This window comes from Methylophilus sp. 42, from assembly GCF_000384155.1.
In the GTDB taxonomy this organism is placed as follows: Bacteria; Pseudomonadota; Gammaproteobacteria; order Burkholderiales; family Methylophilaceae; genus Methylophilus.
In genome coordinates this window covers 1945446-1959487 of the sequence record NZ_KB913031.1, presented here as the reverse complement: position 1 = coordinate 1959487, position 14042 = coordinate 1945446, and the positions used below count along the sequence as shown (strand labels likewise).

Below are 14042 nucleotides of genomic sequence, written 5' to 3'. Positions count from 1 at the left end.
ATTCGATTTGATCTGGATTAAATTCAACCGGTTCATTTTTGTGTTTGAGGTTGAATTACTGGCCGCATCAAGCTTAAAAAAGGGCATTGCACCAAAAGCAACTTCCAAAGCCATGACATTTATGCTGTAGTTACTCGCTGATTTAATTTGAAAGACGCTATGTATAAAAAAGCACTCACCTCACTGATTATATTGTTCTTTATGATGGGCTTTATTACCTGTCTAAACGATATCCTGGTGCCGTATCTCAAAGCGGTTTTCGACTTGAGTTACAGCCAGGCTGCGCTGGTGCAGTTTTGTTTTTTTGCGGCCTATGGCCTGACGTCAATTCCGTTTAGCAAGCTGATTGAAAAGGTCGGTTACCAAACCGGCATGGTGATTGGCTTTTCGCTGGCGGCATTAGGCTGTCTGCTATTTTATCCGGCAGTGGCATTGCATGCTTATCCCTTGTTCCTTGGCGCTTTGTTTGTGCTGGCCTCCGGTATCGTATTGCTGCAAGTGGCGGCTAACCCATGTGTGTCTGTGATCGGCCCTAAAGAAACCGCTTCTTCACGCCTGACCATGGCACAAGCGTTTAATTCGTTAGGCACTTTTATTGCGCCTTTCTTTGGTGCTTATTTCATCCTTTCTGCACTGGCACATTCCAGCCATGCAGAGGGCGTGGTTTATCCTTATTTGTTCATTGCTGGCGTGCTGGTGGCGATTGCTCTTGTGTTGTCGCGCCTGAATCTGGCCGGAATGGACAGCGCAGAAAAGGATGAGAGTCTCTGGCGTGAGGTGCTGGCTGACCGTGGACTGATGTTAGGCATGGTGGGTATTTTTTGCTATGTCGGTGCCGAGGTCGCGATTGGTAGTTTTCTGGTCAACTACATTAAAGAGCTGACACGCATGCCAGAGGCAGAAGCCGCATCATTGATTGCGCTGTACTGGGGCGGTGCCATGCTGGGGCGTTTTATTGGTATTTTTACGCTCAAGGCATTTGCCCCGGCTAAAGTGCTCAGTGTGCATGCAATACTGGCGATTATTTTGATTATTTACTCCATGAACGCGACCGGCATGCTGGCCGTCGTCAGCATGGTGCTGGTCGGTTTGTGCAACTCCATTATGTTTCCGACCATTTTTACGCTGGGTATTAAAAGCCTCAAGCCCGGTCAGGAGAAAAAGGGCTCAGGCCTGCTGGCCACTGCCATTTTGGGTGGCGCGGTGGTGCCGTTGTTGACTGGGTTGTTGGCCGATCGCATAGGCTTGCATCATGCGTTCGTGTTGCCGGTATTGTGTTATAGCTATATTGCGTGGCTGGGAGTGAATCATCTCAAAGCCCGTTAACGACTAAGTAAAAAAGCTGCCCTTTAGGCAGCTTTTTTACTCTCTGATAGATATTAGGCTGACGTGCCGCCTACCGTCAATCCATCAATCTTCAATGTTGGCTGCCCAACGCCTACCGGCACGCTCTGGCCTTCTTTGCCGCAGGTGCCAACGCCGCTATCCAGTGTCATGTCATTACCGATCATGCTGACTTTTGTCAGGACATCTGGTCCATTACCAATCAGGGTGGCGCCTTTGACCGGGTAGGTGATTTTGCCGTCTTCGATCATGTAGGCTTCGGCGGCACTAAACACGAATTTGCCGCTGGTGATATCGACCTGGCCACCACCAAAGTTAGCTGCATAGAGGCCTTTTTTCACCGACTTGATAATCTCTTGCGGGTCTTTGTCGCCATTGAGCATATAGGTGTTGGTCATGCGTGGCATGGGGATATGCGCATAGCTCTCGCGACGCGCATTGCCAGTGAGACCCATGCCCATCAGTCTGGCATTGAGCGTGTCTTGTATGTAGCCGCGCAGGATGCCGTCTTCAATGAGCACGGTGTTTTGTGGCGCGTTGCCTTCATCGTCCATGGTCAGTGAGCCACGGCGGTCCTGTATCGTGCCGTCATCGACGATGGTGATGCCTTTGGCGGCAACTTGCTGGCCGATCATATTGCTGAAGGCGCTGCTGCCTTTACGGTTAAAATCGCCTTCGAGGCCGTGGCCAATCGCTTCGTGCAACAAAATGCCTGGCCAGCCATTGCCCAGTACAACTGTCATACTGCCAGCCGGGGCAGGGCGTGCTTCCAGGTTGACCAGCGCCTGATGCGCAGCTTTTTGGGCGTAGTCTTGTAATATTTCATCGGTGAAGTAACTGTAATCGAACCGACCACCACCACCGCTGGAGCCTTGCTCGCGGCGGCCGTTGTGCTCGGCAATTACTTGCAAGGATAAACGCACCAAGGGCCTGACATCGCCAGCCATGACGCCATCACTGCGTGCAACTAATACGACTTCATATTCTGCGGCAATTGACGCCATCACTTGCGTGATGCGTGGATCTTGCGCCTTGGCATAACGCTCGAGTTTCTCCAGTAGTTTGACCTTGGCATCTGCGCTCAGGCTGGCAATCGGGTCTTGCGGTAAGTAGAGCGGCGTATGGCTGCGGGTGATAATGCTGTGACCGGTTTTTTCCTGGCCCAGGTTGGCAATCGCGCGCGTGGCCTGTGCCGCCTGTTGCAAGGCGTCGAGGTGGATATCGTCAGAATAGGCAAAGGCGGTTTTTTCACCACTGACTGCGCGTACGCCCACGCCCTGGTCGATATTGAAGCTGCCGGATTTGACCTGGCCTTCTTCCAGCCCCCACGATTCGCTACGGCTGTATTGAAAATACAAGTCGGCGTAGTCGATGTTGTGTGTCATCATGCCGGACAATACATTGGTTAAAGCGCTGTGGTCCAATCCGGCCGGGCGGAGTAGCAAGTCGTTGGCAGTGGTGAGTAGCGTTTGCATAGTTAAGTCACTTGTTTTAATCGTGAGTGTTGGAGTCAATCTGAAGCAAAGAGTGCCAGTATGGCGCTCAGTGTTTTCATTAAATCGCCTTAATGGTTTTGTGTTTGAGCGCAGGCAAGCTCTGGCGCAGGTTTTTAATATAGTTGCGGTTGACGTTGGCCACCACAATGCCAGAGCCACGTGGCAGGCGGTCCAGCACCACGCCCCACGGGTCTACAATCATGCTGTTGCCGTGTGTTTCGCGGCCAGACAAATGGTAGCCGCCCTGGGCTGAAGCAATCACATAACTGAGGTTTTCTACCGCACGTGCACGCACCAGGGTTTCCCAATGCGCTTTGCCTGTGGTTTCGGTAAAAGCGGATGGCACCACGATCATGTCAACGTCGCCCATGGCACGGAACAGCTCCGGGAAGCGCAAATCGTAGCAAATAGAGAGGCCGATGCGGCCAAACGGCGTGTCCACCGTTACTACGGTATCGCCTGGCTCTATGGTGTTTTCTTCATGGTAATGTTCGGTGCCCATGTCCAAACCGAACAAGTGGATTTTGTCATAGCGCGCGACTTGCTCGCCTTTGTCGTTGTAGACCAGGCAACTGTTACGCACCTTGTTGGCATAATTGCTTTCGAGTGGCACACTGCCTGCAACAATCCAGAGTTTAAAGGCCTTGGCTGTTTTGCTCAAAAACTGCTGAATCGGGCCATCATCCGGCTTTTCGCGGATAGTAACTTTGTCGAAATCTTTGAGGCCCATGATGCAAAAATACTCTGGCAGCACGACCAGCTTGGCACCGGCTTTGGCGGCCATTTCAATCAGGCGTTTGGCTTCTACCAGATTGGCAGCCACATTAGGGCTGGACGCCATTTGAACCGCGGCCACTTTGACAATGTCATCATTGGCGGCTGATTTCAGTTTTTTAGTTTTCTTCTCTGCCATGGCAAGTTTTCCGTTGAAATAATAATGTGGTCATTAGTGCAGCGTTTTCAAGGGCTGAGCAGGTGCAGGGGCCTTTTTATCAACCTCTGCCTCTTGCGGATTATCCCAGGTGCCTGTAATCATATACTCACTGGCACTGATTTTGTTAAGCGGGTCCTTGAGTAATTTTTGTGCGACAAACGCAGCCACGCCGACAATCGGCCCACCCGCCAGCGCCGCCAGGGAAACCGAATCGCTAATGTGAGGCACGACTCTCACCCGCAGGCGTTGCGTTTCTGTTTTTAAATTGGTCTCACCCTTGATTCTTGCTTCGGCGGCCGGGCCGGTCATAAACAAGTCATCACTACGCAAAATGCCGTCCTTGATATTGGCGGTAGAATTGATCTTGTCAAACGCGAAGCCTTCGCTAAAGAGGTCACGGAAGTCTAGTGTTAAACGACGTGGCAAGCTTTGCAAGCTCAATAAGCCCAGCAGGCGTCCAACGCCTGGCTGTACTTTCAAGATCTGGCCTTTTTCCAGTTGCATGGTGAAGTTACCATCCAGTCTTTCCACCGCGAACTCATGCGGACTGCCTGGCCAGCCCAGCTGACCATTCATATTGCCGGTGCCGCCTTTCACCATTTCGCCACCTGGTTGAAAACGTTGCAGGGTTTTGCCCAGATTGCTTGAAGTCAGGTTGAATTTGAGCATGGTTTGCGGGCTGCGTACCGAGTTACGCCAGGTGCCGTCGGCTGAGAGCTGGCTATCGCTGTTGCTGATGTTCATGCGCTGTATGACCCAGCTTTCACCGCTGTTATAGGCTTTTAAATCCAAGCTGCCCAATTGTTTGTCGCCAAACTGAAAATCTTGTGCGGTGATGTCCAGTTCAGGGTAAGTCATGTCCAGGCGCCGCACTTCTGCCGGATTGGTGTTGTTATCGGTGTCCATGCTGCGCGGAATACGCAGATAGTTTAGTTTAGCCACCAGTTTGCTGGGTTTCCCTGAAATCCAGTCTGCATCGCCTGCCAGTTCCTGGCTTTGTATCGCCAGTTTGAGTCGATCATTGTCTGGTGCAATATTCAGCTTGATTTGATGCAGGTTGCGGTCAAACACATGCAGGGTGCCCGCAGTCAGTTCTATTTGATTCAATGCCAGTGAGGAGGATTCCGCAGTCTGGTTGCCACTACCCTGGTTGAGATAGGCTAACCACTCATCCACGTTAAGCTTTTGAAAGTCTGCGCGTAAATTAATGCCATCTCCGGTTGGTAAACGAGGCGGTGTATTGATCGCAATTTCACCGGCGCTGACAGCGGCTGGGCTATTCGCATTACGCAAAAAGTTGGCATGAATCCAGTCGTTGTAATGAATAGCGATTTTGTCTGGTTGGTTGCTTTCCTGACGGAAACGTATCGTCAGGCTGGCGGGTGTTTCTACGCTTTTCTTTGCGGGTTCTGGCAGGTCAATCGCCATGCCGATCAACTGTGAGCGGATATCCAGCCGGATATTAGGCGCCTGGATCAACAGATTGCTTTTCCAGTCCGTCGTGCCGTGCAAAGCGCGGGTAATCGAGTTGTTATCCAGTTTTTTGAGCGCAGCATCGGTGATGCGGCCACTGCCCTGAATAATCACAGATTTATCAGATCGGGTACTCAGGCTGACGCTGGCAGGATTATCAAACATCGATAGCTGTATACCTTGCGCTTGCAGGCCTTTTTCGTTGAATTTTAAATGGCCATTGATATTGCTCATTTCCGGCATGGCAATTTGCGGATTGGCGGCAATATGCCCATTTTTTATGTTGTAGTCGCCTTGAAACTGGCTGGCGTCGACATCGTTGAGGGGCACTTGCAATGCCAGTTTAAGTTCTGCATTGCCTGTGGTTTTCAAAAAGTCGGTAAAGCCCATAGTGACTTGTCTTACCGGGCTGGTGTTGACGAACTTCACGCCTTGCTCGACGGTGCCGGTGGCTGCCGCTTTGACGTTGAGCATCGGCCAGTCGGCATCCAGTAGCGGAATTTCGACCTGTGCTTGCGTAATGTGCTGGCCGACCGTGCTGCCGTTTTTAACGGCGATATCCATGCGCTTGCCCTCAAACTTGAGAAAGGCGTCGATATTTTGGATCACTGGCCAGTCGGTGCCATATTCCAGGCTGGCGCGGTCTACTTGAGCAGTCACACGGAACAGGCCCAGGGACGGATCAGATTGCTGCGCTTGGTTGACGTAAGGAAAATCACTGACCCGGCCTTTGACGATTACTTCACCACGCCGGATTTGGCCACCGAGAATTGAGCTATCCAGCCAGTGCAAGGTCGTTTCACCCAGAATCAATGGGTAGTAAAACGGCGCAAACTTTGCATCGCCACGCTCGATTTGGCTTTGTAGTTGTATGGTGTCCCCGCCTGCTGCGCCTAACTGGTATTCCATATTGGTGCGCAAGGCCAGGTGAGGGTTGCTAAACTGCAGGTTGCGGGTGCTGATCAAGGTTTTCTGGCCGTTATGACTCCACTCCACTTCACCCTGCAAACGGTCTATGGGTAATGGCCAGCGTAGCAGGCCAGCCAGCTCAATATTAGCCTTGCTGGTATCGAGTTCCACGCTGCCTGCATTGGGGTGTAGTGATAATTGCCCAGACCAGTTATCCAGACCAGGAATGCCGGCATAAGCTTGCGTGTGCAGCGCATTGAAGTTGGCCTCGACGGCATAATCACGCCACTGATCTTGTTGATATAGCCAGCGCGCTTTGATTTGAGAGGCATTGCCTGCGGGCGCCATATTTTCCAGGTATGTTGCTATTTTTGAGTCAGGCGGTAACCATTGCGCAAATAAATTGCCTTGGGTCAGGCTGAATTTTTTAACCGTGATTGTGCCTTCATGGCCTTTGTCGTCCCATTGCAATTCACCATTGCTATCCTCTAGCACCAAACCAGGCTGGACGTTGGCAGAAAAGTGCTTGAGCGTGACCATAAAGCGTTGCTCAACACGTTGCCAGCGCAACTCGCCAGCCACGGTTTTGGCGACAAAGGTTTGTGGCTCATTGGCGGGTTTGACCGCTACATCGCTCAGTTGCACTTGCGCAGCCAGGCGTTGCAATTGCAGCGCGTCGAATGCCAGCGTGGTGGTCAGGTTGCCTTTGCCGGAATTCACCTTGAGTGGCAGGTCTAACCAGGGGCTCCAGGCAGCTAAATCGGTTTCTGGCAAACGTAGCGAAATTTCGCCATGCCATGCTTCAGGTTTGGCCACATCATGACCGACCACGACTGATTCCAGGGTGATGCGCTGCTTTGTCCCGGTTGAGACCAGGCTGTCGATATGGATGCTATGACGGTGCAGCAGGCGCTGCCAGACTGGCGTTAATATTTCAATATTCAAATCCTCCAGCAACAGTGGCGGTGCCTGGCGTTGCTCGTCTAGCCAGGTGATGGTGGCATGAGAGATTTTGATGCGCCGTTGCGCCAACAGCCAGTTGGCAAAAGCCGGGTTGCCTTGCCCAGACATGGATATGCCTGCGAGAAACAGCTCACCATTGGCTGTGCGCCTGATCACCAGATTAGGGGCGTCTATCCTGAGGCTGATCAATGAAGGTGAAAGCAAGACCAGGCTGCTCCACGACAAACGGGTAGTCACCTCCGATAATTCAAGCGCAGGACGCTGCTCAGTATCAAATACAGTGACTTTGCCCAGTGTCACTTGTGGTGCCAGGCCGCGCCAGCGAATGCCAATGTGGGCGATGGTGACTTGCTGTTTGAGCGATTGGCTCAGCGCTTGTTCGATGCGGCCTCTGTAGTCATCAATATGTGGAAACACATAGAACTGAATGACGCCAATAATGCCTGCCAGCATGACAAAAATAACAATCATGAGTGAAACCAGCCAGCGTTTGATTTTTTGCAGAGGCATAAGGGCGTTGAACAAGGGTTGAGGAAGTTTTAGTGATAACTGACCATTTTACTCGAAAACAGTTGCGCAGCCGCAGCAGAACTGCCTGTTGACTGCGGAATTATTCAGCATGAGCATGAATGATTCGTTTAAAATGCCACTCTTTTGCAATTTCGTTTTTAAATGAAAGTGATTGTCAGTGATTCAGTTTAAACAACTGACTTTTTCCAGAGCAGGTAAAACGCTGGTCGAAGCGGCCAGTTTTCAGTTGCATCCGGGGCATCGCGTCGGCCTTACCGGTGCCAATGGTGCGGGTAAGTCGACCTTGTTTGCCTTGCTGCGTGGTGAGCTCACGGCAGATGTAGGTGAGTTGCTGATGCCGCCACAATGGGTGATTGCACATGTGGCACAGGAAACGCCTGCGCTAACGCAATCTGCACTCGAATATACCCTGGATGGTGATGAAGAGCTGCGCACTTTGCAAGTAAAGCTTGCGCAAGCCGACGCTGGCGAAAGCCATGACCCGTTACATGTCGCCGAGTGGCATCAGCGATTGGCGGATATTGACGGCTATAGCGCAGAAGCCAGGGCCAGCGCTTTATTGGCTGGCCTGGGATTTTCTCAATCACAATTGAGCCGCCCGGTCAGCGATTTTTCAGGTGGCTGGCGCATGCGCCTCAACCTGGCACGCGCGCTCATGTGCCGTTCGGATTTATTACTGCTGGATGAGCCGACCAATCACCTGGATATTGAAGCCGTGATCTGGCTGGAGGGCTGGCTGAGCGCTTATCGTGGTACCTTGCTGCTCATTTCGCATGATAGGGAATTCCTCGATAATACTGTCAATCATATCCTGCATATCGAACAACAGCAGCTCACTTTATATCGTGGCGGCTATAGCGATTTTGAGCGCCAGCGGGCTGAAAAACTGACATTGCAACAAGCCAGTTACCAAAAGCAACAGCAGCAAATGGCACATTTGCAGAAATACATTGATCGTTTTCGCGCGCAGGCGACCAAGGCACGCCAGGCGCAAAGCCGTATCAAGGCGCTTGAGCGCATGGAGCGCATCAGCGCCGCGCACGTAGACTCTCCCTTCAGTTTCAGTTTTCGTGACCTGGGTTCAGCGCCGGATCCCTTATTGGTGATGAATCGGGTCGCACTGGGCTATGCAGGGCAAACCCTGGTGAAACTTGAGCATCTGGCGATTCGTCCTGGCGAACGTATTGGCTTGCTGGGTAAAAATGGTGCCGGTAAATCCACCTTGATTAAAGCGCTGGCACAGTCAGCAACTTTATTATCGGGCGAACGGGTGGAAGGCAAGGATTTGCGTATAGGCTATTTTGCCCAGCACCAGCTTGAACAACTGGTTGCCAGCGACTCACCGTTGCAACATTTGCAGCGGTTGGATGCCACTGCGAGAGAGCAGGAGTTATTAGATTTTTTAGGCGGTTTTGATTTCAGGGGTGAAATGGCCAAAGCAGCTTGCGGACCATTTTCTGGTGGCGAAAAATCACGCCTGGCATTGGCCATGCTGATCTGGCAGCGGCCTAACCTGATTTTGCTGGATGAGCCGACCAACCATCTGGATATTGAAATGCGGCATGCTTTATCCATGGCTTTGCAGGCGTATGAGGGCGGCATGGTGATGGTGTCGCACGATCGCACGCTGCTTGCCACTTGTTGCGAAAAATTTGTGTTGGTGGCTGATGGTCAGGCCAGTGTGTTTGATGGCGACCTGGAAGATTACAAAGTATCTTTGCTGAAGACAGCGCAAGCAGAAGTCGCCGCGAGCCGACCTGCGGCAGTCAAGCAAAATAGTTATCATCAGCAAAAAGCTGACAGGCAGGCACGCCTGGTAGAGCGCAGGCCTTTGCTCAAAACGCTGGCTGCGCTGGAAACCCAATTGACCAAGCTCACGCAAGAAAAGCAGGACGTTGAACAACGCCTGGCTGATAGCGCGATTTACGATGTCGAGCAACGCGAAACATTGCAGGCCTTATTGATTGCGCAAGGTGAGCATCAAAAACAACTCGATTCGATCGAGGAGCAGTGGCTGGATGTGCAGGAAAAACTGGAAGCGCTGCCTGAGATTGAGTAACACGACGATATTAATAAAGGGATCATCATGGAAATGACTTATGAAGAGCGTTTGAGATTCATGCATCAGCTGTGTCAGGCGCAGACGCATGCTGGGGGCCAGTCAGAGGCGCAAGCCGTGGCCGCTTTTGCCAATGGGGATGTCGAAGACTCGGTGCATTATCTGGCGAGTTTTTTAACTTTTAAAGCGATTCAGTCTGCGGATCGCCACCCGGCAGAAGAATTGCAAAATGATTTTGACATGCTAGGCGTGTATCAATGCTTTGGCTTGATGGTCTACGCCTTCTTGTTTATGCCGCTGACGCAGGAAGGGCTGCAGCCCGACTACGATAGGGCACAAATTACAATCGGTAAAACCTTGTTTGACGGGCTTGCGCCAGAAATGCTGGCCGAGATTATTGAATCCGGTTTTCATAAATTTAAACTGATTGCCGAAGCAGAGTCTGAGCATTGGCAGGAATACCGTGAAAATCTGGATAAAGTGACCATTAGTTATATGATTGCGACCACCGATGATGACAGCCCGCATAGCGCGGAAGATGTATTGCCACTGTTTGGGCAATTGCTGAGTCAGTTGTGTGAGGCATTTACGGCTGATTAGCCGTTTAGCATCATAAAACTTTAATGTATAATTTAAAATTGTTTAACATTTTTGATACAGTTTGAAAACTTGGGTAAAGTTAGGCCATTTACGCTTGTTAATCAATTTAATTGTTCATAATATTCCGAGGCTAAATATTAGGATAAGCCTTGTGTTATCTTTTAAAAAAGGACATAAATGAGCAAGCTGCTGTTGATTGACGATGATGTTGAATTAGCCAATATGCTGAAGGAGTTTCTGACGCAAGAGGGCTTTGCGGTGACGACTGCGCATGATGGATTGACGGGTGAGCAATACGTGCTTGCCGGTAAATTCGACTTGGTGATTCTTGATGTAATGATGCCAGGTCAGGACGGATTGCAGACGTTACGGAATGTCAGACAACATTCTGATATTCCTGTGCTGATGCTCACGGCTAAAGACGACAACGAGGGCCGCATTGAAGGTTTGGAAGGCGGCGCGGATGACTACGTGCAGAAACCTTGTCTGCCAAGAGAGTTGGTTGCCAGAATTCGTGCGATTTTGCGCCGTCACACCAGTGACACGCCAAAAGGCAACGATATCGTGGTTGGCCAACTGGTGGTTTCCAGTGAACGTAGAAAAGTGTTTTGGGTGGATAAGCCGATTGTGTTTACCAGCACCGAATTTAGCCTGATTGAAATTCTGGCTAAACATGCAGGTACTATCGTCAGCAAAGAAGATTTGTCCATTAAGGCACTGGGACGTCCGTTAGTGAAGTATGACCGTAGTATTGACGTGCATTTGAGCAGTATCCGTCAAAAAATATCAGAAGTATCTGGCGGTGTGAATGTGATACAAACCATTTACCGCGTTGGATATCAACTTGTTAGAGAGTAAGTGATTTAATGCGAGGGTTATGGGGCGCCTGTTCTGGAAGTTATTTTTAGCATTTTTTCTGGCGCTCGTCTCCACCGATCTTATCGTTGGTAATATTATCGAGTGGCAGGCCCATCAACAAACACCTGAGCATCATGAAGTCTCACACATTTGTTCGTCTGGAAGCAGCTGTGAGACAACGCCAAACGCGTTAAAGGCTGAACCACTCTCCGCCAAGACCGACCAGCGCTGGACTGAGAGGCAACTCTTTAGTTTGCCTTTCTCTGTTTTGATATACAGCCTTATCTCCAGCACGATTTTTGCCGGCGTCCTGGCCTGGTCTATTTCGCATCCCATCAAGTTGTTGCTTGAGCATTTAAAGAGTGCCGCAGAAGGCGATCTGCTAGTCAGGGTCAGCCCTAAAATCAAGGCCAGCCACGATGAGTTTGCTGAGCTTGGTGAAGCGTTTGATTTGATGGCATTGCGCCTCAATAATATGATCAAAAGCCAGTCCAAAATGCTGCACCATGTTTCCCATGAGTTACGCTCGCCTCTCGCCAGGATACAAATGTCGGTAGGCCTGGTGATGCAGAATCCCAAAAAAATGCAAAGCTCTTTACAGCGCGTGGAGCTGGAAGCTGTGCGCATGGAGCGCATGATTTCTGAGTTACTGGAAATCTTTCGTTTTGAATCCGGCATGCAAAAGCTGCAAAAAACTGAGGTGGATTTAAAAGGGCTATTGACCGGTATTGTGGGCGATGTGCTATTTGAGAAGCATGAAGCCAAGCTGCATCTCGAGATGCCAGAAGATGCTGTAGTGGTGGATGGCCAGCTGGAGTTGCTGCAGCGTGCGATCGATAATGTGATCCGCAATGCCGTGAAATATGGTCCGGAGAATGGCGTGGTGGCGATTGAATTGCAACACAGCGCACGCACGGGAGAGGTGATTCTGGAAGTGCAGGATCAAGGCCAGGGCGTGGAACCGCAGGAGCTGGAGCAGATTTTCAGGCCATTTGTACGCGGTCGTCGCGCATCGCAAGTGGATGGGCATGGCATTGGCCTGGCGATGACCAAGCATATCGTTGAGGCGCATGGTGGTTTTGTCAACGCAACCAATCTTAATCCGCATGGTTTTATGATACGTATCCATTTGCCTGAAAAGCATGAGGCACCTAGCGATCAAGAGTCCAAAAATTGGATGTAACAATGCTAAAATAGCGGGTTTACGAATAACGCAGAAGATTGCCGGATACTTTATGACAGCACAACACTCCAACCCAGACAGCGCGACAGAGTCAGTCGTTGATGAGAACCACGTGATTGCAGAGCGTCGCGAAAAGTTGCGCTTGCTGCGCGAACAAGCGCAATCAGCACAAGTGGCTACTTTTCCTAACGACTTTAAGCCTGAGCATAAAGCGGCTGTTTTGCAAGAGACGTATGCTGCCAGCGAGAAAGAAACGCTGGATCCGCAAGAGATCGTCGTTGTGGTTGCTGGTCGCATGATGCTGAAACGTGTGATGGGCAAAGCCAGTTTTGCAACGATTCAGGACAGCACCGCGCGTATTCAATTGTATGTCGCACGTGATGAAATTGGTGAAGACCTCTACGAGAGCTTTAAGCACTGGGACATGGGCGACATTCTGGGTGCGCGCGGGCGTTTGTTTAAAACCCGCACTGGCGAGCTTTCTGTACATGTCACCGAGTTGCGTTTACTCACCAAGTCACTGCGCCCATTGCCGGAAAAATTTCATGGTTTGCAAGATCAGGAAATCAAATATCGTCAGCGTTATGTTGATTTGATCACGTCTGAAGAAACACGCGCCACGTTTAAGGCACGCTCAAAAGTGGTGGCGGCGATTCGTCAGTTTATGAATGACAACGAGTTTCTCGAAGTAGAAACTCCTATGTTGCACCCAATTCCTGGTGGTGCGTCAGCCAAACCATTTGTTACGCATCACAATGCATTAGATATGCAGATGTTTATGCGCATTGCGCCAGAGCTTTATTTGAAGCGCCTGATTGTCGGCGGCTTTGAGCGTGTATTTGAAATCAACCGTAACTTCCGTAATGAAGGCCTCAGCGTTCGCCATAATCCTGAGTTCACCATGATGGAGTTCTACGCGGCTTACACAGACTATCAATGGCTGATGGACTTTACCGAGCAATGTATCCGTGCCGCAGCGATTGCCGCGAACGGCACTGCGGTGTTGAGCTACGCTGGCAAAGAAGTGGATTTAAGCAAGCCGTTTGAGCGTTTGACCATTGTGGGCGCGATCCAGAAATATGCGCCGCAATATACGCTGGCGCAACTCAATGATGCTGACTTTATCCGTCAGGAGTTATTGAAGTTTGGCGTGAAACCATTTGCTCACGCAGGCCTGGGCTCATTGCAGTTATCCCTGTTTGAAGAAACAGCAGAAAGCCAACTGTGGCAGCCTACTTATATTATCGATTACCCGGTGGAAGTTTCACCTTTGGCACGCGCTTCAGATAAGCAGCCTGAAATCACCGAACGGTTTGAGCTGTTTATCACTGGCCGCGAAATGGCCAATGGCTTTAGCGAGTTAAACGATGCTGAAGACCAGGCAGCGCGCTTCCATGCGCAAATGAAAGCCAAAGAGGCAGGTGACCAGGAAGCTATGTACTACGATGCAGACTTTATCCGTGCTTTGGAATATGGCATGCCGCCGACCGGTGGTTGCGGCATTGGCATTGACCGCCTGGTGATGCTGATTACCGATAGCCCGAGCATACGTGATGTGATTCTGTTCCCACACATGCGTGCAGAGAGCTAAACTCATCAAAGTAACATAGAGCCACCCAGTAAGGGTGGCTTTTTTGTTACTAGTAGTCTGCTTGTAAGAAATGTGTAAGGTTTGTCATCAAACTGTCATAT

General features: G+C 50.6%; 9 protein-coding genes. 6 read left to right on the top strand and 3 right to left on the bottom strand.

Annotated features, from left to right (window positions below):
• Positions 1–159 precede the first annotated feature (159 nt).
• A complete protein-coding gene (locus MET42_RS0109450) occupies positions 160–1326 on the top strand; it encodes a sugar MFS transporter (protein WP_019882689.1) in 1167 nt (388 codons plus the stop codon).
• A gap of 53 nt (positions 1327–1379) precedes the next feature.
• Here the strand turns inward: MET42_RS0109450 and tldD are convergent, their stop codons facing one another.
• The 3 genes from tldD to MET42_RS0109435 form a co-directional block, all read right to left on the bottom strand.
• On the bottom strand, positions 1380–2819 hold the full coding sequence (tldD, locus tag MET42_RS0109445) for a metalloprotease TldD (RefSeq protein ID WP_019882688.1): 1440 nt from the start codon (positions 2817–2819) through the stop codon (positions 1380–1382).
• 79 nt (positions 2820–2898) lie between these two features.
• Positions 2899–3753, bottom strand: coding sequence for a carbon-nitrogen hydrolase family protein (locus MET42_RS0109440; RefSeq protein WP_019882687.1), 855 nt, complete (start codon positions 3751–3753; stop codon positions 2899–2901).
• Between the two features lie 33 nt (positions 3754–3786).
• Positions 3787–7629, bottom strand: coding sequence for a YhdP family protein (locus tag MET42_RS0109435; protein WP_019882686.1), 3843 nt, complete (start codon positions 7627–7629; stop codon positions 3787–3789).
• Between the two features lie 178 nt (positions 7630–7807).
• Here MET42_RS0109435 and MET42_RS0109430 point away from each other — a divergent pair, with 178 nt between their 5' ends.
• The 5 genes from MET42_RS0109430 (at position 7808) to lysS (ending at position 13941) form a co-directional block, all read left to right on the top strand.
• Complete coding sequence (locus MET42_RS0109430) at positions 7808–9709, top strand: ATP-binding cassette domain-containing protein (protein ID WP_029512390.1); 1902 nt, start codon at positions 7808–7810, stop codon at positions 9707–9709.
• A 27-nt stretch (positions 9710–9736) separates the two neighbouring features.
• On the top strand, positions 9737–10309 hold the full coding sequence (locus tag MET42_RS0109425) for a hypothetical protein (protein ID WP_019882684.1): 573 nt from the start codon (positions 9737–9739) through the stop codon (positions 10307–10309).
• Between the two features lie 177 nt (positions 10310–10486).
• A complete protein-coding gene (locus MET42_RS0109420) occupies positions 10487–11167 on the top strand; it encodes a response regulator transcription factor (RefSeq protein WP_019882683.1) in 681 nt (226 codons plus the stop codon).
• Between the two features lie 268 nt (positions 11168–11435).
• Positions 11436–12350 carry a sensor histidine kinase KdpD gene (locus tag MET42_RS0109415; RefSeq protein ID WP_232411440.1) on the top strand — a complete coding sequence of 305 codons (915 nt, stop codon included), beginning with the start codon at positions 11436–11438 and terminating at the stop codon, positions 12348–12350.
• A 52-nt stretch (positions 12351–12402) separates the two neighbouring features.
• Positions 12403–13941, top strand: a complete 1539-nt coding sequence (gene lysS, locus MET42_RS0109410) for a lysine--tRNA ligase (protein WP_019882679.1) — start codon at positions 12403–12405, stop codon at positions 13939–13941.
• The last annotated feature ends 101 nt before the right edge of the window (positions 13942–14042 follow it).